This window comes from Pseudomonas sp. TE3911, from assembly GCF_054062775.1.
On the sequence record NZ_JBSSFP010000001.1, the window covers coordinates 5,318,906 to 5,338,444 of the forward strand.

The 19,539-nt window shown below is 54.8% G+C and carries 10 protein-coding genes, 2 tRNA genes, 4 rRNA genes and 2 pseudogenes; 9 read left to right on the forward strand and 9 right to left on the reverse strand.

Annotation, left to right across the window (positions count from 1 at the left end; all coding sequences use genetic code 11):
• Positions 1-8: 8 nt before the first annotated feature.
• A complete protein-coding gene (locus tag ACVWXD_RS24055) occupies positions 9-1,889 on the reverse strand; it encodes a methyl-accepting chemotaxis protein (RefSeq protein ID WP_032884796.1) in 1,881 nt (626 codons plus the stop codon).
• Positions 1,890-2,207: 318 nt separating this feature from the next.
• Between ACVWXD_RS24055 and ACVWXD_RS24060 the strand changes: the two are divergent.
• The 4 genes and pseudogenes from ACVWXD_RS24060 to ACVWXD_RS24075 form a co-directional block, all read left to right on the forward strand.
• Positions 2,208-2,691: pseudogene (locus ACVWXD_RS24060) on the forward strand (sigma-70 family RNA polymerase sigma factor).
• Positions 2,684-3,658, forward strand: a complete 975-nt coding sequence (locus ACVWXD_RS24065) for a FecR domain-containing protein (protein WP_457371410.1) — start codon at positions 2,684-2,686, stop codon at positions 3,656-3,658. Before ACVWXD_RS24060 ends, ACVWXD_RS24065 begins: the two are co-directional and overlap by 8 nt.
• Before the next feature lie 83 nt (positions 3,659-3,741).
• Positions 3,742-4,044, forward strand: a complete 303-nt coding sequence (locus tag ACVWXD_RS24070) for a hypothetical protein (protein ID WP_457371411.1) — start codon at positions 3,742-3,744, stop codon at positions 4,042-4,044.
• Positions 4,010-4,451 (forward strand): annotated as a pseudogene (locus ACVWXD_RS24075) (TonB-dependent receptor plug domain-containing protein); the annotation flags it as partial. The gene ACVWXD_RS24070 and the pseudogene ACVWXD_RS24075, both read left to right, overlap by 35 nt.
• Positions 4,452-4,806: 355 nt before the next feature.
• Here the strand turns inward: ACVWXD_RS24075 and rrf (ACVWXD_RS24080) are convergent.
• The 8 genes from rrf (ACVWXD_RS24080) to ACVWXD_RS24115 form a co-directional block, all read right to left on the reverse strand.
• A 5S ribosomal RNA gene (gene rrf, locus ACVWXD_RS24080) occupies positions 4,807-4,922 on the reverse strand.
• 108 nt (positions 4,923-5,030) lie between these two features.
• Positions 5,031-5,146, reverse strand: a 5S ribosomal RNA gene (rrf, locus tag ACVWXD_RS24085).
• Between the two features lie 169 nt (positions 5,147-5,315).
• Positions 5,316-8,207: ribosomal RNA gene (locus ACVWXD_RS24090) — 23S ribosomal RNA — on the reverse strand.
• Positions 8,208-8,454: 247 nt separating this feature from the next.
• Positions 8,455-8,530, reverse strand: a tRNA-Ala gene (locus ACVWXD_RS24095).
• 30 nt (positions 8,531-8,560) lie between these two features.
• Positions 8,561-8,637, reverse strand: a tRNA-Ile gene (locus ACVWXD_RS24100).
• Between the two features lie 83 nt (positions 8,638-8,720).
• A 16S ribosomal RNA gene (locus ACVWXD_RS24105) occupies positions 8,721-10,257 on the reverse strand.
• Together the 16S, 23S and 5S rRNA genes with 2 tRNA genes alongside form the textbook arrangement of a ribosomal RNA operon.
• Positions 10,258-10,821: 564 nt before the next feature.
• Entirely contained in the window at positions 10,822-12,042 is a 1,221-nt protein-coding gene (locus ACVWXD_RS24110; protein ID WP_032885010.1) for a CaiB/BaiF CoA transferase family protein, read from the reverse strand.
• Between the two features lie 12 nt (positions 12,043-12,054).
• Positions 12,055-13,236 (reverse strand): acyl-CoA dehydrogenase, encoded by a 1,182-nt coding sequence (locus ACVWXD_RS24115; RefSeq protein WP_003187423.1) that lies wholly within the window; start codon positions 13,234-13,236, stop codon positions 12,055-12,057.
• A 156-nt stretch (positions 13,237-13,392) separates the two neighbouring features.
• Between ACVWXD_RS24115 and ACVWXD_RS24120 the strand changes: the two genes are divergently transcribed.
• The 5 genes from ACVWXD_RS24120 (at position 13,393) to ACVWXD_RS24140 (ending at position 19,314) form a co-directional block, all read left to right on the forward strand.
• Positions 13,393-14,292, forward strand: coding sequence for a LysR family transcriptional regulator (locus ACVWXD_RS24120; protein WP_181644023.1), 900 nt, complete (start codon positions 13,393-13,395; stop codon positions 14,290-14,292).
• A gap of 452 nt (positions 14,293-14,744) precedes the next feature.
• Positions 14,745-15,866 (forward strand): Re/Si-specific NAD(P)(+) transhydrogenase subunit alpha, encoded by a 1,122-nt coding sequence (locus tag ACVWXD_RS24125; protein ID WP_032885012.1) that lies wholly within the window; start codon positions 14,745-14,747, stop codon positions 15,864-15,866.
• Positions 15,867-15,881: 15 nt separating this feature from the next.
• Positions 15,882-16,205, forward strand: a complete 324-nt coding sequence (locus ACVWXD_RS24130; protein ID WP_005783507.1) for an NAD(P) transhydrogenase subunit alpha — start codon at positions 15,882-15,884, stop codon at positions 16,203-16,205.
• Entirely contained in the window at positions 16,205-17,641 is a 1,437-nt protein-coding gene (locus ACVWXD_RS24135) for an NAD(P)(+) transhydrogenase (Re/Si-specific) subunit beta (protein ID WP_095185312.1), read from the forward strand. Before ACVWXD_RS24130 ends, ACVWXD_RS24135 begins: the two co-directional genes overlap by 1 nt.
• A gap of 179 nt (positions 17,642-17,820) precedes the next feature.
• Complete coding sequence (locus tag ACVWXD_RS24140) at positions 17,821-19,314, forward strand: acetyl-CoA hydrolase/transferase family protein (RefSeq protein ID WP_099601843.1); 1,494 nt, start codon at positions 17,821-17,823, stop codon at positions 19,312-19,314.
• The last annotated feature ends 225 nt before the right edge of the window (positions 19,315-19,539 follow it).

Consider the following 19,539-nt stretch of genomic DNA (forward strand, 5'->3'; position numbering starts at 1 on the left):
TCAGCAGATCAAATTTTGAAGCTATCGACCAACTGCTTCAACCGATTGGCCTGTTGAGACAGCGCATCGCAGTCTTTCAGGGTTTCGTTGAGGTTGGTCACACCTTGCTGGTTCAGCAGGTTGATCTGGTTGATGTCGACGTTGAGGGTTTCCACCACGGCAGTCTGTTCCTCAGTAGCGGCGGCCACGGACTGGTTCATGCCGTCGATCTCGACGATTCGCTGCGTTACGCTGACCAGGCGCTCACCGGCCTGGTTGGCCACCTGAACGCTTTCTTCGCTGGAGGTCTGGCTGGCATTCATGGTGGTCACCGCCTCACGCGAGCCCACTTGCAGCGAAGTGATCATCTTATGAATCTCTTCAGCCGACTCCTGGGTACGGTGAGCCAGGTTACGCACCTCATCGGCGACCACGGCGAACCCGCGTCCGGCTTCACCAGCACGTGCTGCTTCGATTGCCGCGTTCAATGCCAGCAAGTTGGTTTGCTGGGAGATGCCTTTGATCACATCAAGGATGTGGCCGATGTTGTCGGTGCTGGCGTTCAGCGTTTCGATCTGGGTGCAGGACAGGCTGATCTTTTGCGACAGTTCCGACATTGCCAGGATGGTTTGCTCAACCACTTTGCGCCCATCGTCGGCCTGCTCGCTGGCACCACTGGCGTGCTGTGAGGCGTCAGCGGCGTTACGGGCGATTTCCTGAGTAGCGGCGCCCAGCTCGTTGATTGCTGCGGCGACGCTGTTGGTACGTGCGCTCTGCTCGTCAGAGCCTATGATCGAAGCGTTGGAGGACGCCATCACACGCTGGGACAGGTCATGCACCTGGCGCGTTGCTGAAGACACTTCGGAAATCGAGGCGTGGATACGTTCTACGAACCGGTTGAACGCACTGCCCACTTCACCGAACTCGTCTTTGCTGGTAACCGTCAAGCGGCGGGTCAGGTCACCCTCACCCTGGGCGATGTCCTGCATGGCAATGCCCATGGTGGTCAGAGGGCGCAGCAATACTTGAATCAGCAGGCTCAAGAGCACCGCAATCGCGACAACAGCGATCAGCATGGCGATCAACGCGGACGTGCGGAATTTGCCCAGCGGTGCATAGGCTTTGTCTTTATCGATCGACAGACCGATATACCAATCAGCACCGGGCAAACCGCTGATAGGCGTGAACGACAGGATGCGGTCCTGACCTTTGAGGACGACCTCCTGGTTAACTTTCTCAATACGGACGCTGGTACCTGGATAGATGTCCTTGAGGTTTTTCATCACTTGGTCTTCGTCAGGGCTGACGATGACTTGGCCGTCGCCGCTGACCAGGAACGCATGGCCGATACCGCCGAAGTCCACCGAGTTGATGATCTTCACCAGGGTTTGCAGGCTCAGGTCACCGCCGACCACACCGAGCAACTCGCCGTTCTTTTTCACCGGCATGGCGATCGTTACGATCTGCCCACCCACTGCGGCCATATAGGGCGGCGTCAGCATGGGCTTATCGGCAGCCACCGCTTGCTTGTACCAGGGACGCTGACGAGGGTCGTAGCCGTCAGGCATCTTTGCGTCGGGACGCTGGGTGAACACGCCGTTGGTTTGACCAACGTAGGTGAACTGGAAGTTCGAGGTGAACGCCGGTTGATCGACCAACCCCGGGAGGTCAGCCGCACTGCCTTGGTGGGCAACGTTTTGCGTCAGACTTTCGAGCACCAATATCCGACCGCTGAGCCAGTTCTGCACACTGCTGGCGGTGAGCTCACCCGACTGCTGGATAGACGACTCCAGGTTCTGCTTGATGGTGCTGCGCTGCAGGTAGTCGTTGTAAAGAGTAAATAACGCGAAGGCTAGAACCACGACGCCTGACGCGGCCAACAAAATTTTATGACTGAACTTGAGATTCATTTCATCGACTTCTTTTTGCCAAAGGGGGGGTGAGCGGGCCGAATGGAGCATTCCATGTACGGTCTAGGCAGCGTCTCGGGCCGCTCTATTTCGGTGCACACATGGCTTATCAGGCTTTCGGCCACGCCGAAGTAAAACTTAGTGATTTGTGGGAAAGATCTTCTTTTTAGGTAGGAAACCGACAAAAGGTTGTCGTACAAGGAGCGAAGTAAAAAATTTTTCCGCCTGCCAAGCACTGAGACAAATTGACATCTGTAGCGCCTGGACGAGCTTGTTTACAGGCCTCCCTCTGAATACACCTCGCGTGAAGATAGCGTTGTGCAGACGCTTTACTGCACCCACCACAACTGGCTTAACACGTGGCTGCGGCCGTATGGCCAATGTCGCAGATGCAGCAGAACTGCCTCAAAACGCCTTCATTCGACTGCTGTAGAGAATCGAACGTTTTGAACTCAAGGCGCTACGGGCATTGTTGCGCACAAGTGCACGAGGGGTGGTCGTTGATCACTGGCGCCGCGAGGAGATCGAACGAGCCTATATCGAGTCAATCGCCCATCTGTCCGAAGCGCTGGCGCCAAGCGCTGAGACGCGGGCGTTGGTATTGGAGTTACTGGAGGACATCGCCCGGCTTTTGGAAGGGCTAAAACCTGAGGTGCGTAAGGTATTTCTGATGGTTCAGTGTGATTGGCTAACGTACAAGCTGATCACAAAACAGATGGGTATATCACTGAGGTCAGTTGAGCGTTATGTCGCCGAGGCGCTTTACTACTGCTCCGTCCTGCGTTACGGCGCCAATGAATAACACCACACGCTCCGCGCCAGACTCTAGGGTGGTCAAGCAGGCCATCAGTTGGATGCTGCGCTTACGTCACAACCCCGCCAATACACGGCTGCGCCTGCAATGCGAGCAATGGCGCGAAGCTCATCATGATCACGAACTGGCCTGGCAACGGGTACTGGCGCTACAACAGGAGCTCAATAGCCATCTGACCGCGATCCCCGGGGTACATAAAGCACTGGAAAACAGTACACAAGGCCTGGGACGGCGGCAGGCACTGAAGTTATTGGCCGGCGTACTGCTGGTGGGCTCAACAGTATGGCTAAGCCGGGACCTGACCGGTTTGCAGCGCTGGACTTCTGACCTCGCAACAGCCCCCGGCGAGCGCCGCAGCATGCAATTGCCCGATGGCACTCGCCTGCAACTCAACACAGACAGCGCGGTAGACCTGGACTTCAATCCGCAGCAGCATCTGATCACATTGGTGCGTGGGGAAATCCTAGTGACCTGCAGTGCTGCTTCCTCTGCCCCATTGTTGGTTCAAGCTCAACACGGCTTGCTGGAAGGTATCGAAGGGCGTTTTACAGTTCGCCAGTACAGTGACTGCACACGCTTGAATGTGGTCAGCGGTACTGTAGCGATTCACTCACCGCACAGGCCGGATGGACTTTCGACGCGCGTTCACGCAGGTGAGAGTTACGTCGTGCGTCAGACCGAAGCCATGCTTGCTCCGCCGCCAGATATGGACATTGCTGCTTGGTCAGATGGGCTGCTAGTGACCCGAAATATGCGGTTGATCGACTTCCTTGCAGAAGTTAGGCGTTATCGCCCTGGTTATCTGGGCTGCTCAATGGATATTGCAGATTTAAGGCTGTCGGGTGCATTCCGCCTGGAGGACACCGATAAATTGCTAGCGATACTGCCACGCATACTGCCGGTACACGTGCGCTATCGCACGCGTTGGTGGGTGAGCCTGGAGCGAAGGGTCTAATTTTTCACTTTTTTGGCGGCTTTTTTCCGTGAGTCCGGCTTAGACAGTGAGCCAGTCAATCTGCGCTCACCAGGCATCTACAGATGCTGAACATGCCAGCGTGTTTTCCCCGCAACACGCTCGACTCTTCCTACACGCTATTGGGTCAAGCCATACGCGCAGCATTGCTGTTGACGGCGCTGGGTAGCGGTACGGTACTCATCAGTGTCTCAGCGGCAGAAGCCCGCACCGAGCAGGTCAATCAACCCTACAAGATAGCTGCAGGCCCACTGAGCCAGGTACTCAATCAGTTCTCACGACCGATAGGCGTCACTATGTCCAGCATGCCAGAGCAAACTCAGGACCGGCACTCGGTGGGGTTACAGTGCGATGCGCTGCTTAAATGATCGCTCGGTGGATAACATTTACCTTGATGGCTTGAAGTCCATGAGGGACAGAGGCACCTATAGCACGATGTAAGTTGCATCCGTACTTCCTGGAGCGCGTGGACATTCTCAAGGGTCCTTCCTCACTACTCTATGGGCGCAGATGTCCCGTCTGAGCATCGACTTTACCGATGACACTTCACTGACGTTACAGGCCTATCTCCACTAGGGCGACCAAGCAAACCATGCTGATAGGTGCGGGCTATCAAGGGCGTAAAACAGTGGTGGATTGGACAAGTGGGTCGCTTGAGCCAATCAATGCGTTTAACCCAGCCTATGGTAACTCTGCTATCAGCTATTACAGCCCTACCAGCTTCTTGCGCCGGGTGGAGCAAACCGGGTTTTATCTGCAAGACCTGATCGAATTGATCAGGAAAATCTGGCAACCAAGCTACCGCAGGAAAGCTTTTATCGTGCTGTCGGCGCTGTACGCTCGCTGGGGCTGGAATTGGAAGCATATATGGAGCTAAGTTCCTGAGCAGCTATACCTTTAAGGTAACGTCGACTTGAAGGGCGTGGATGTGAGGCTGAATGCTAACAATCTGACCAATGAAACTTATGTAGCGTCCTATGCCAGTCTGAACTTCTGCTATCTGGGTGAAGAGCGCAGCGTAAGCGCAAGGTAAGTTACCAGTTCTGAGCCACTAGTGCGGCCCCCACCCACCAGCGCCTCTAAACGACAAAACCCCTGTCTGTATAACAGACAGGGGTTTTGGAATTTAATCTTGACGATGACCTACTCTCACATGGGGAAACCCCACACTACCATCGGCGATGCATCGTTTCACTACTGAGTTCGGGATGGGATCAGGTGGTTCCAATGCTCTATGGTCGTCAAGAAATTCTGTGTATCGGATCGTTGCATTCGCATCGCGCCGATGAAATTCATGAGTTTCTACATAAAACAAAACCCCATCTGCTTTCGCAAATGGGGTTTCGGAATTTAATCTTGACGATGACCTACTCTCACATGGGGAAACCCCACACTACCATCGGCGATGCATCGTTTCACTACTGAGTTCGGGATGGGATCAGGTGGTTCCAATGCTCTATGGTCGTCAAGAAATTCGGGTACTGAGTCGTGACCAGTTGGCCTCGCTTCAGCAAATTGGGTATGTGATAGCTTTCGGTGTTTGCAAGAGTCGAACTTTCGGTTCATTTCGTCTTCACACACCGCAATCTGGTGCTCTTTCGCTTTTAAGCTCGAAGCAAGCAAATTGCTTGGGTGTTATATGGTCAAGCCTCACGGGCAATTAGTATTGGTTAGCTCAACGCCTCACAGCGCTTACACACCCAACCTATCAACGTCGTAGTCTTCGACGGCCCTTCAGGGAACTCAAGGTTCCAGTGAGATCTCATCTTGAGGCTAGTTTCCCGCTTAGATGCTTTCAGCGGTTATCTATTCCGAACATAGCTACCCGGCAATGCCACTGGCGTGACAACCGGAACACCAGAGGTTCGTCCACTCCGGTCCTCTCGTACTAGGAGCAGCCCCTCTCAAATCTCAAACGTCCACGGCAGATAGGGACCGAACTGTCTCACGACGTTCTAAACCCAGCTCGCGTACCACTTTAAATGGCGAACAGCCATACCCTTGGGACCGGCTTCAGCCCCAGGATGTGATGAGCCGACATCGAGGTGCCAAACACCGCCGTCGATATGAACTCTTGGGCGGTATCAGCCTGTTATCCCCGGAGTACCTTTTATCCGTTGAGCGATGGCCCTTCCATACAGAACCACCGGATCACTAAGACCTACTTTCGTACCTGCTCGACGTGTCTGTCTCGCAGTCAAGCGCGCTTTTGCCTTTATACTCTACGACCGATTTCCGACCGGTCTGAGCGCACCTTCGTACTCCTCCGTTACTCTTTAGGAGGAGACCGCCCCAGTCAAACTACCCACCATACACTGTCCTCGATCCGGATAACGGACCTGAGTTAGAACCTCAAAGTTGCCAGGGTGGTATTTCAAGGTTGGCTCCACGCAGACTGGCGTCCACGCTTCAAAGCCTCCCACCTATCCTACACAAGCAAATTCAAAGTCCAGTGCAAAGCTATAGTAAAGGTTCACGGGGTCTTTCCGTCTAGCCGCGGATACACTGCATCTTCACAGCGATTTCAATTTCACTGAGTCTCGGGTGGAGACAGCGCCGCCATCGTTACGCCATTCGTGCAGGTCGGAACTTACCCGACAAGGAATTTCGCTACCTTAGGACCGTTATAGTTACGGCCGCCGTTTACCGGGGCTTCGATCAAGAGCTTCGCGTTAGCTAACCCCATCAATTAACCTTCCGGCACCGGGCAGGCGTCACACCCTATACGTCCACTTTCGTGTTTGCAGAGTGCTGTGTTTTTAATAAACAGTCGCAGCGGCCTGGTATCTTCGACCGGCATGAGCTTACGGAGCAAGTCCTTCACCCTCACCGGCGCACCTTCTCCCGAAGTTACGGTGCCATTTTGCCTAGTTCCTTCACCCGAGTTCTCTCAAGCGCCTTGGTATTCTCTACCCAACCACCTGTGTCGGTTTGGGGTACGGTTCCTGGTTACCTGAAGCTTAGAAGCTTTTCTTGGAAGCATGGCATCAACCACTTCGTTAACTAAAAGTTAACTCGTCATCAGCTCTCGGCCTTAAGATCCCGGATTTACCTAAGATCTCAGCCTACCACCTTAAACTTGGACAACCAACGCCAAGCTGGCCTAGCCTTCTCCGTCCCTCCATCGCAATAACCAGAAGTACAGGAATATTAACCTGTTTTCCATCGACTACGCTTTTCAGCCTCGCCTTAGGGACCGACTAACCCTGCGTCGATTAACGTTGCGCAGGAAACCTTGGTCTTTCGGCGTGGGTGTTTTTCACACCCATTGTCGTTACTCATGTCAGCATTCGCACTTCTGATACCTCCAGCAAGCTTCTCAACTCACCTTCACAGGCTTACAGAACGCTCCTCTACCGCATCACTTACGTGATACCCGTAGCTTCGGTGTATGGTTTGAGCCCCGTTACATCTTCCGCGCAGGCCGACTCGACTAGTGAGCTATTACGCTTTCTTTAAAGGGTGGCTGCTTCTAAGCCAACCTCCTAGCTGTCTAAGCCTTCCCACATCGTTTCCCACTTAACCATAACTTTGGGACCTTAGCTGACGGTCTGGGTTGTTTCCCTTTTCACGACGGACGTTAGCACCCGCCGTGTGTCTCCCATGCTCGGCACTTGTAGGTATTCGGAGTTTGCATCGGTTTGGTAAGTCGGGATGACCCCCTAGCCGAAACAGTGCTCTACCCCCTACAGTGATACATGAGGCGCTACCTAAATAGCTTTCGAGGAGAACCAGCTATCTCCGAGCTTGATTAGCCTTTCACTCCGATCCACAGGTCATCCGCTAACTTTTCAACGGTAGTCGGTTCGGTCCTCCAGTTAGTGTTACCCAACCTTCAACCTGCCCATGGATAGATCGCCCGGTTTCGGGTCTATTCCCAGCGACTAGACGCCCTATTAAGACTCGCTTTCGCTACGCCTCCCCTATTCGGTTAAGCTCGCCACTGAAAATAAGTCGCTGACCCATTATACAAAAGGTACGCAGTCACCCAACAAAGTGGGCTCCCACTGCTTGTACGCATACGGTTTCAGGATCTATTTCACTCCCCTCTCCGGGGTTCTTTTCGCCTTTCCCTCACGGTACTAGTTCACTATCGGTCAGTCAGTAGTATTTAGCCTTGGAGGATGGTCCCCCCATATTCAGACAAAGTTTCTCGTGCTCCGTCCTACTCGATTTCATGACTAAGAGATTTTCGCGTACAGGGCTATCACCCACTATGGCCGCACTTTCCAGAGCGTTCCGCTAATCTCAAAGCCACTTAAGGGCTAGTCCCCGTTCGCTCGCCACTACTAAGGGAATCTCGGTTGATTTCTTTTCCTCAGGGTACTTAGATGTTTCAGTTCCCCTGGTTCGCCTCTTACGCCTATGTATTCAGCGTAAGATAACCATCTTATGATGGCTGGGTTCCCCCATTCAGACATCTCCGGATCAAAGTCTGTTTGCCGACTCCCCGAAGCTTTTCGCAGGCTACCACGTCTTTCATCGCCTCTGACTGCCAAGGCATCCACCGTATGCGCTTCTTCACTTGACCATATAACCCCAAGCAATCTGGTTATACTGTGAAGACAACATTCGCCGAAAATTCGATTTGGCTCTTTCGAGCCACTCACAAATTTTACCTTAGCCTGATCCGTTACCAGTGAAAGTAACGTTCAGTCTATCTTTCTATCACATACCCAAATTTTTAAAGAACGATCTAATCAAAGACTAGAAATCAACATTCACCATCATCACAATGGAATGCTCATTTCTAAGCTTTCAACAAACAGAAGCAGTAGTGGTGGAGCCAAACGGGATCGAACCGTTGACCTCCTGCGTGCAAGGCAGGCGCTCTCCCAGCTGAGCTATGGCCCCGTATTTCTACAGGCGTTTCCCACACAAAATTGGTGGGTCTGGGCAGATTCGAACTGCCGACCTCACCCTTATCAGGGGTGCGCTCTAACCAACTGAGCTACAGACCCAATTTCGGGCTGCTTCTTTATCGTCTTCTTCAATGAATCAAGCAATTCGTGTGGGAACTTATGGAGCAGCTGATGTCGTCGATTAAGGAGGTGATCCAGCCGCAGGTTCCCCTACGGCTACCTTGTTACGACTTCACCCCAGTCATGAATCACACCGTGGTAACCGTCCTCCCGAAGGTTAGACTAGCTACTTCTGGTGCAACCCACTCCCATGGTGTGACGGGCGGTGTGTACAAGGCCCGGGAACGTATTCACCGCGACATTCTGATTCGCGATTACTAGCGATTCCGACTTCACGCAGTCGAGTTGCAGACTGCGATCCGGACTACGATCGGTTTTATGGGATTAGCTCCACCTCGCGGCTTGGCAACCCTCTGTACCGACCATTGTAGCACGTGTGTAGCCCAGGCCGTAAGGGCCATGATGACTTGACGTCATCCCCACCTTCCTCCGGTTTGTCACCGGCAGTCTCCTTAGAGTGCCCACCATTACGTGCTGGTAACTAAGGACAAGGGTTGCGCTCGTTACGGGACTTAACCCAACATCTCACGACACGAGCTGACGACAGCCATGCAGCACCTGTCTCAATGTTCCCGAAGGCACCAATCTATCTCTAGAAAGTTCATTGGATGTCAAGGCCTGGTAAGGTTCTTCGCGTTGCTTCGAATTAAACCACATGCTCCACCGCTTGTGCGGGCCCCCGTCAATTCATTTGAGTTTTAACCTTGCGGCCGTACTCCCCAGGCGGTCAACTTAATGCGTTAGCTGCGCCACTAAGAGCTCAAGGCTCCCAACGGCTAGTTGACATCGTTTACGGCGTGGACTACCAGGGTATCTAATCCTGTTTGCTCCCCACGCTTTCGCACCTCAGTGTCAGTATCAGTCCAGGTGGTCGCCTTCGCCACTGGTGTTCCTTCCTATATCTACGCATTTCACCGCTACACAGGAAATTCCACCACCCTCTACCATACTCTAGTCAGTCAGTTTTGAATGCAGTTCCCAGGTTGAGCCCGGGGATTTCACATCCAACTTAACAAACCACCTACGCGCGCTTTACGCCCAGTAATTCCGATTAACGCTTGCACCCTCTGTATTACCGCGGCTGCTGGCACAGAGTTAGCCGGTGCTTATTCTGTCGGTAACGTCAAAACAATCACGTATTAGGTAACTGCCCTTCCTCCCAACTTAAAGTGCTTTACAATCCGAAGACCTTCTTCACACACGCGGCATGGCTGGATCAGGCTTTCGCCCATTGTCCAATATTCCCCACTGCTGCCTCCCGTAGGAGTCTGGACCGTGTCTCAGTTCCAGTGTGACTGATCATCCTCTCAGACCAGTTACGGATCGTCGCCTTGGTGAGCCATTACCTCACCAACTAGCTAATCCGACCTAGGCTCATCTGATAGCGCAAGGCCCGAAGGTCCCCTGCTTTCTCCCGTAGGACGTATGCGGTATTAGCGTCCGTTTCCGAACGTTATCCCCCACTACCAGGCAGATTCCTAGGCATTACTCACCCGTCCGCCGCTCTCAAGAGAAGCAAGCTTCTCTCTACCGCTCGACTTGCATGTGTTAGGCCTGCCGCCAGCGTTCAATCTGAGCCATGATCAAACTCTTCAGTTCAAACATCTTTGGGTTTTTAAGAAACCCTAAACTTGGCTCAGCAATCGTTGGTTACATCTTTGATTTCTCGCGGAGTAACTTGTGATGCTGATAATCTTGTTGACTATCAGTCTGACTCCACAAGCACCCACACGAATTGCTTGATTCAGTTGTTAAAGAGCGGTTGGTTAAGATCTTTCGTCTCAACCGAGGCGCGCATTCTACAGCAGCCTCATTTGCTGTCAAGTGATTATTTTCAGAAGCTTTCGAAGATTTCTTCAACAACTTCAACCACTTGCGCTTCTGATCTCTCATCAGCGGGAGGCGAATTCTACAGCGTTACACGCTGCTGTCAACACCTCTTTTTCAACTTCCTTTTGACTTCGATGAACTGAAGCAACTTACCGCCGAAAACTGCGCAACTCATTGTTTACCAAGGAGTTTTCCGTTTCGACTGCGCCGGAAGTGGGGCGAATTATAGGCTCCCAGAATCTCACGTCAACCTTTTAATTTGCTATATCTATCAATTGGCTATGATTGATTAAAAAATGGTCAACCGAGCGCATTATATATAGAACAGAACATCTAGATGACACCTGCCCCCCTTAAAGCAGCCACATTCGCAGCCCCCAACCCGAGCACACGCTGTAGTACCTGAGCTGTATGCTCACCCAACAGCGGAGGCGCACTGCGGTACTCCACAGGCGTCTTGGACAACCGAATGGGGCTGGCAACCTGAGGCACCATCCCCGCCAGCGCATGTGGTAGCTGCATAGCCAACCCACGCGCCTTGACCTGCGGATCAGCAAACACCTGCGCCAAATCATTGATCGGCCCACAAGGCACACCCACCCGCTCCAGCCGCGACACCCACTCAGCCGTCGTTTTGAAGACAGTAGCCTGGCGAATCAACGGAATCAGCTCTGCACGGTTAGCCACTCGTACCTTATTAGTAGAGAAGCGCGGATCATCCGCCCACTGCGGCTGACCAGCCACTTCGGCGAACTTGCGAAACTGGCTGTCATTTCCCACCGTCAGAATGAAATCACCATCGGCTGTAGGGAAGTCCTGATAAGGCACGATATTCGGATGAGCGTTACCCAGACGCTTTGGGGACACCCCTGTCGTTAGGTAATTCATCGCCTGATTAGCCAGACACGCCACCTGCACATCAAGCAATGCCATATCGATATGCTGACCACCACCGTCGTGATCGCGATGCGCCAGCGCAGCAAGAATCGCCACCGTCGAGTAGAGCCCAGTAAGGATGTCAGTTAACGCCACCCCAACCTTCACCGGCCCCGCACCCTCATCACCCTCCGGTCGACCGGTCAGACTCATCAGCCCGCCCAGCCCCTGGATCATGAAGTCGTAGCCCGCACGGCCGGCATACGGTCCGGTCTGGCCAAACCCAGTGATGGAGCAATAGATCAACTCCGGATTAACGGCCTTGAGTGACTCATAGTCCAGCCCATATGCCGCCAGGCCACCGACCTTGAAGTTCTCGATCAGGATGTCGGACTTGGCCGCCAGGTCCCGCACCAATTGCTGACCCTCCGGTTGCGTAAAATCGATAGTCACCGACTCTTTATTACGATTAGCGGATAGGTAGTACGCCGCCTCACTGGTGTTCTCGCCATAAGCATCCTTAAGGAAGGGCGGGCCCCAAGCACGCGTATCGTCACCGTTACCGGGACGCTCGACCTTGATCACCTCAGCCCCAAGATCCGCAAGAATCTGTCCGGACCAAGGGCCCGCCAACACTCGCGACAAATCCAGTACCCGCAGATGCGAAAGCGCGCCCATACCGCTCTCCTATTAATAGAACGCCTGAAGACCGGTTTGCGCGCGCCCCAGAATCAAGGCGTGAACGTCATGTGTGCCCTCATAGGTGTTAACCACTTCAAGATTCACCAAATGACGCGCCACCCCGAACTCGTCGGAAATCCCATTGCCACCCAACATGTCCCGCGCCATACGAGCGATATCCAAAGACTTGCCGCACGAGTTGCGCTTCATGATCGACGTAATCTCAACCGCAGCCGTTCCCTCATCCTTCATACGCCCCAGACGCAAGCAACCTTGCAGCGCCAGAGTGATCTCGGTCTGCATATCCGCCAGTTTCTTTTGGATCAGTTGGGTAGCCGCCAATGGACGACCGAACTGCTGACGATCAAGCGTGTATTGGCGAGCGGTGTGCCAGCAGAACTCGGCAGCCCCCAACGCCCCCCAGGAGATGCCATAGCGCGCCGAGTTAAGGCAGGTGAAAGGACCTTTCAAGCCACGCACATCCGGGAAAATGTTCTCTTCCGGCACAAACACGTTGTCCATCACGATCTCACCAGTAATAGAGGCGCGAAGGCCGACCTTGCCGTGAATCGCTGGCGCACTCAGGCCCTTCCAGCCTTTCTCCAAGACAAAACCACGGATATCACCGGCGTCATCCTTACCCCACACTACAAACACGTCTGCAATCGGGCTATTGGTGATCCACATCTTGGCGCCCGTAAGGCTGTAGCCGCCGTCCACTTTGCGCGCACGCGTAATCATCGCGCCTGGATCAGAGCCGTGGTTAGGCTCGGTCAAACCAAAACAGCCAATCCATTCGCCGGAGGCCAGCTTGGGCAAGTACTTCTGCTTTTGCGCTTCGGTGCCGAACTCATTGATAGGCACCATTACCAATGACGACTGAACACTCATCATGGAACGGTAACCGGAGTCGACGCGCTCAACTTCACGCGCAATCAACCCGTAACTGACATAGTTCAAGCCACTGCCACCGTACTGCTCAGGAATCATCGCCCCCAGCAAGCCGGTTTCACCCATTTCACGGAAAATCGCCGGATCTGTTTTTTCATGGCGGAAGGCTTCGAGAACACGGGGCGCCAGCTTGTCCTGGGCAAATTGCTCAGCACTGTCACGCACCATGCGCTCTTCTTCGGTGAGCTGTTGATCCAGCAGTAGCGGATCGATCCAGTTAAAGCTTGCCTTGCCAGCCATGAATAAGTCCTCGCAAAGAAATCAGATGTCGTGGGGGGAGCCTAGGCCGAGCGAGCGGGGAGAGCAAACGAGGTTTCCGCATAGCCTTGTGCTAATTTCTCACTCCGTAACACTCAGAAACTGCGCAAGCGCGCTTTATATGTGAGTACAACGTACATGCGCAGAAAAATACCAAGCACAACCGCCCTCGTCAGTTTTGAAGCGGCCGCACGCCACGAGAGCTTTACCAAGGCTGCGCACGAGCTCTCCATTACCCAGGGTGCCATTTGTCGGCAGATAGCCAGCCTTGAGGAGTTTTTGAGTGTCGAGCTATTTCGGCGATCACGGCGTGGGGTAAAGCTGACGGAAGCAGGTCTGTCCTACAGCCGCAGAGTGGCAACTCAGCTGGATGCCGTGGAACGCGACACCCTGTCAGTCATGGGCCAGCAGGGCGCCAACACTATCGAGTTGGCCGTAGTACCCACCTTTGGTACCCAATGGTTGATCCCTCGCCTCAAGGACTTTCAACGGCAGCACCCAGAGGTGACTGTAAATCTGACCAACCGCACACGCCCCTTTCTGTTCGCCGATACCGACTTCGACGCGGCGATCTACTTCGGCGACGCTGATTGGTCCGGCACCGAGTCCCACCGGCTGCTGGGAGAAAATCCCGTCCCCGTGTGCAGCCCGCGCCTTTTGGGTGACCGCAACCGTTTCACGCCACAGGAGATCGGGGAACTGCCATTGCTTCAGCAGACCACCCGTCCGTACGCCTGGCGCCAATGGTTCAACGCTCAGCAGTTGAACGTCCCGCGCGACATGACAGGCCCGCGTTACGAGCTATTCTCGATGCTGTCCCAAGCAGCCATGCACGACATGGGCATTGCGCTGATCCCACCGTTCCTGATCCAGCGAGAACTGGACGAGCATCAACTGGTGATCGCCAACCCTGACGCGCTAACAAGCACCAAGGCTTATTACCTGATGATTCCTGACAGGAAAGTCGAATCAGCCTCATTGCAGGCGTTTCGGGACTGGCTCATTGACCAATCCCAGCGCTATAGCCCCAGCAATTAAAGGCCAAAGCCCTCATGCTGACTTTGTAGTCAGTTAATTTTTGATCCTACAGATATACGTATATGTCGCATTTTCACAGACTGTATCTATCCATCAAAAATAGGGCTTAACACCATGATTTTAGTGGCTTGCAGCGACTCCAACAGGCCAATGCCCGACTATTCACATCAATCATGGGCAAACACCAAAAAAACACCTAGGGCCCTTTAATTACCTGTATTTAAAGAGGTTATTTCAGCATGTTGCGACAATCAGTCACAGGGTGACTTGTAGTTAATTTTTCGTCACCCGTCATAATCCCTTGAAGGCCGTAAAGTTCGCCTGCAAAATGCCGCGCCCCGCTGTCATTTCAGCGGGATCGTGCTGATCGGCCGCCCCAGTTGCGCCACTCGCGGTGCACTGGCCTTTTTACAAAAAGATCAAAAGCAAAAAGATCATGCAGGAGATTTGACGTGCACATTGGTGTTCCTCTCGAAACCCAGACCGGTGAAACGCGGGTGGCTGCCACCCCGGAAACCATCAAGAAGCTGATCGGCCAGGGCCATAAGGTCACTGTACAAAGCGGGGCTGGCCTGAAAGCCAGTGTCGTCGACAGTGCCTATGAAACGGCAGGCGCAACCATTGGCAGTGCCAACGATGCGTTCGGCGCCGAGCTGATCCTCAAGGTGGTAGCGCCCAGCGACAGCGAACTTACGCTGATCAAAAGCGGCACCGTTTTGGTGGGCATGCTCAATCCGTTCAGCAACGAAACCATTGCCAAGCTGGCGGAGAAGGGCATCACCGCTTTCGCTCTTGAAGCCGCGCCACGCACTTCGCGGGCACAGAGCCTCGACGTGTTGTCGTCTCAGGCCAACATCGCGGGCTATAAAGCCGTACTGCTGGCTGCTCATCACTATCCGCGCTTCATGCCGATGCTGATGACCGCCGCCGGCACCGTCAAAGCCGCGCGCGTGCTGATCCTCGGCGCCGGTGTTGCTGGTCTGCAGGCGATTGCCACGGCGAAACGCCTGGGCGCAGTGATCGAAGCGTCTGACGTGCGCCCCGCCGTCAAAGAGCAAATTGAATCCCTCGGCGCCAAGTTCGTCGACGTGCCCTACGAGACTGACGAAGAACGCGAATGCGCCGTCGGCGTCGGTGGTTACGCACGCCCGATGCCAACCAGTTGGATGCAGCGCCAGGCCCTGGCCGTGCACGAGCGCGCCAAGCAAGCCGATATCGTCATCACCACCGCACTGATTCCCGGGCGTAAAGCACCCACACTGCTCAGCGCCGAGACCGTCGCGCAGATGAAGCCTGGCTCGGTGGTCATCGACCTCGCCGCCGCCCAAGGTGGCAACTGCCCGCTCACCGTGGCTGACGAAACCGTCGTGGAAAACGGCGTGATCATCTGTGGCCCGACCAATCTCGCCGGTGCTGTCGCCGCCGACGCGTCAGCCTTGTACGCGCGCAACCTGCTGGACTTCCTGAAGCTGGTCTTCAACAAGGAAGGGCAGTTTGAACTCAACCTCGAAGACGACATAGTCGCCGCGTGCCTGATGTGCCGCGACGGCCAAGTCATCCGCAAAAACGCCTAAGCAGGGATTCAGACGATGGAAGAGCTTATCTCCCCCGGTATCTACAACCTGATCATCTTTGTGCTGGCGATTTATGTCGGTTACCACGTGGTCTGGAACGTTACCCCCGCGCTGCACACGCCATTGATGGCGGTGACCAACGCCATTTCCGCGATTGTGATCGTCGGCGCCATGCTGGCCGCCGCCCTCACAGTGACACCATTGGGCAAGACCATGGGCACGCTGGCGGTCGCTTTGGCGGCAGTCAATGTGTTCGGCGGCTTCCTGGTGACTCGTAGGATGCTTGAGATGTTCAAGAAGAAAGCGCCCAAAGCTGTGAAAGAAGAGGTGCAGAAGTAATGAGCATGAATCTGGTAACGACGCTCTACCTGATCGCGTCGATCTGCTTTATCCAGGCCCTTAAGGGCCTGTCGCACCCGACCACATCGCGACGCGGCAACCTGTTCGGAATGCTTGGCATGGCGCTGGCGGTGCTCACCACTGTGGGCCTCATCTATAAGCTGGGCGCTGAGCTCGCCACCGCCGGTATCGGCTACGTAATCGTCGGCCTGTTGGTCGGTGGTACCGCAGGCTCGATCATGGCCAAGCGCGTAGAGATGACCAAGATGCCGGAGCTGGTTGCCTTCATGCACAGCATGATCGGCCTGGCTGCGGTGTTTATCGCTATCGCAGCAGTGGTTGAGCCGCAATCGTTGGGCATCGTTAAGCACCTGGGCGATTCAATCCCTGCCGGTAACCGCCTGGAACTGTTCCTCGGCGCTGCTATCGGTGCAATCACCTTCTCGGGTTCGGTGATCGCCTTCGGCAAACTGTCGGGCAAGTACAAGTTCCGCCTGTTTCAGGGCGCACCGGTACAGTTCGGCGGTCAGCACAAACTGAACCTGGTGCTGGGCCTGCTGACCCTCGGCCTGGGCCTGGCCTTTATGTTCACTGGCAACCTCACCGCCTTCGCGCTGATGCTGGCCCTGGCCTTCGTGCTGGGCGTGCTGATCATCATCCCAATCGGCGGCGCCGACATGCCGGTCGTCGTGTCGATGCTCAACAGCTACTCCGGCTGGGCAGCGGCGGGTATCGGTTTCTCGCTGAACAACTCGATGCTGATCATCGCCGGCTCCCTGGTGGGCTCCAGCGGCGCGATCCTGTCGTACATCATGTGCAAGGCGATGAACCGTTCCTTCTTTAATGTACTGCTCGGCGGTTTCGGCAATGCGCCGGATGCCGGTGCTGCGGCAGGCTCGAAAGAAGCGCGCCCGGTGAAGTCCGGCTCGGCCGACGACGCAACCTTCCTGCTGACCAACGCCGACACCGTGATCATCGTTCCAGGCTACGGCTTAGCGGTGGCACGTGCGCAACACGCGCTGAAGGAACTGACCGAGAAGCTGACTCACCGCGGCGTGACCGTGAAGTACGCGATCCACCCGGTGGCAGGCCGCATGCCTGGGCATATGAACGTCCTGCTGGCCGAGGCGGAAGTGCCTTACGACCAAGTGTTCGAAATGGAAGACATCAACTCGGAATTCGGCCAGGCCGACGTAGTCCTGGTGCTGGGCGCAAACGACGTGGTCAACCCGGCCGCGAAGAACGATCCGAACTCGCCAATTGCAGGGATGCCGATTCTGGAAGCCTTCAAGGCCAAAACCATCATCGTCAACAAGCGCTCGATGGCCAGCGGTTATGCCGGTTTGGATAACGAGTTGTTCTACTTGGACAAGACCATGATGGTCTTCGGTGACGCGAAGAAGGTCATCGAAGACATGGTCAAAGCCGTCGAGTAACACTGCTTCAGCGCAATACTCAAAACCCCGGCCTGCGATAGGCTGGGGTTTTTTATTACCGCATGAAACCCGACCAAAGGCTCTAAAACACTACTCGGCATTCGACCATGGTAGCGGGCCGAAACTTTTTGAAATCACTACACTGCCCACCTTGCTTCCGTAGCCTGAGATAACAATTCATGTACCGTGATCGTATCCGCTTGCCTTCGTTGTTGAACAAGGTCATGAGCGCGGCAGACGCCGCCGCACTGATCGAGGACGGCATGACCGTCGGCATGAGTGGCTTCACCCGAGCCGGTGAAGCCAAGGCCGTCCCCCACGCCCTGGCCGAACGCGCCAAGACGTCCCCGCTGAAAATCACCCTAATGACCGGTGCCAGCCTGGGTAATGACCTGGACAAGCAACTGACCGAAGCTGGCGTGCTGTCACGACGCATGCCGTTTCAAGTCGATAGCACGCTGCGCAAGGCAATCAATGCCGGCGAAGTCATGTTTATCGACCAGCATCTGTCGGAAACCGTCGAGCAACTGCGCAACAACCAGCTCAAGCTGCCAGACATTGCTGTGATCGAGGCCGTGGCGATCACCGAACAAGGGCATATCGTGCCCACCACCTCTGTGGGTAACTCGGCCAGCTTCGCGATTTTCGCCAAGCAGGTGATCATCGAGATCAACCTGGCACACAACCCGAATCTCGAAGGGTTGCACGACATCTATATCCCAACCTACCGCCCGACTCGCACGCCGATCCCGCTGGTAAAGGTCGATGACCGCATCGGCAGCACCGCGATTCCCATCCCGCCGGAAAAGATTGTCGCCATTGTCATCACCAACCAGGCGGACTCAGCTTCTACTGTTACACCTCCTGACAGTGACACCCAAGGGATCGCCAATCACTTGATTCACTTCCTCAAACAGGAAGTGGATGCCGGTCGCATGACCAACAAGCTCGGCCCCCTGCAGGCGGGTATCGGAAACATCGCCAACGCGGTGATGTGCGGATTGATCGATTCGCCGTTCGAAGACCTGACGATGTATTCCGAAGTGCTGCAGGACTCGACTTTCGACCTGATCGACGCCGGCAAGCTGAGCTTCGCGTCGGGCAGCTCGATCACGCTGTCGGAACGGCGCAACGCCGATGTGTTCGGCAATCTGGAACACTACAAGGACAAGCTGGTGCTGCGTCCGCAGGAAATCTCCAACCACCCCGAAGTGGTCCGTCGCCTGGGCATTATCGGCATCAACACGGCGCTGGAGTTCGACATCTACGGCAACGTCAACTCCACCCACGTCTGCGGCACGCGGATGATGAACGGCATTGGTGGCTCAGGCGATTTCGCGCGTAACGCGCACTTGGCGATCTTCGTAACCAAGTCAATTGCCAAGGGTGGCGCGATTTCCAGCGTGGTGCCGATGGTCAGTCATGTGGACCATACCGAGCATGATGTCGACATCCTTGTCACCGAAGTCGGCCTCGCTGACCTGCGCGGCCTGGCGCCACGGGAGCGCGCACGGGTGATCATCGACAACTGTGTGCACCCGGCGTACCGCGATGCGCTGAACAATTACTTCAATGCGGCCTGCGCCATCGGCGGACACACCCCACACATCCTGCGCGAAGCACTGAGTTGGCACATTAACCTGGAAGAAACCGGGCATATGCTCAAGGCTTGATTGATACAGATCCGGGCTGATGCAAACACACCTTCATCAGCTCGGCTTCCTGATCGTCACTTCTTAATAAAACTGTACTGCTGTACTGGTCTTTTCCGACAGAAAAATCTTACGCATATCCCCATAACTACCAATTTCGCACCATTAAAGTGCAGACAAGTACAGTTGCCCCATTTTCGTACCGTACAGCACCTATAAACAGTTAACTGGCCCCTCACAATACAG

Bases quoted from the DNA above. Each gene is read 5' to 3' on its own strand.
- ACVWXD_RS24055 (WP_032884796.1), bottom strand. From the start codon at position 1,889: ATGAATCTCAAGTTCAGTCATAAAATTTTGTTGGCCGCGTCAGGCGTC.
- ACVWXD_RS24070 (WP_457371411.1), top strand. From the start codon at position 3,742: ATGCTGAACATGCCAGCGTGTTTTCCCCGCAACACGCTCGACTCTTCC.
- ACVWXD_RS24135 (WP_095185312.1), top strand. From the start codon at position 16,205: ATGAGCATGAATCTGGTAACGACGCTCTACCTGATCGCGTCGATCTGC.
- ACVWXD_RS24140 (WP_099601843.1), top strand. From the start codon at position 17,821: ATGTACCGTGATCGTATCCGCTTGCCTTCGTTGTTGAACAAGGTCATG.
- ACVWXD_RS24065 (WP_457371410.1), top strand. From the start codon at position 2,684: ATGAATAACACCACACGCTCCGCGCCAGACTCTAGGGTGGTCAAGCAG.
- ACVWXD_RS24120 (WP_181644023.1), top strand. From the start codon at position 13,393: ATGCGCAGAAAAATACCAAGCACAACCGCCCTCGTCAGTTTTGAAGCG.
- ACVWXD_RS24130 (WP_005783507.1), top strand. From the start codon at position 15,882: ATGGAAGAGCTTATCTCCCCCGGTATCTACAACCTGATCATCTTTGTG.
- ACVWXD_RS24115 (WP_003187423.1), bottom strand. From the start codon at position 13,236: ATGGCTGGCAAGGCAAGCTTTAACTGGATCGATCCGCTACTGCTGGAT.
- ACVWXD_RS24110 (WP_032885010.1), bottom strand. From the start codon at position 12,042: ATGGGCGCGCTTTCGCATCTGCGGGTACTGGATTTGTCGCGAGTGTTG.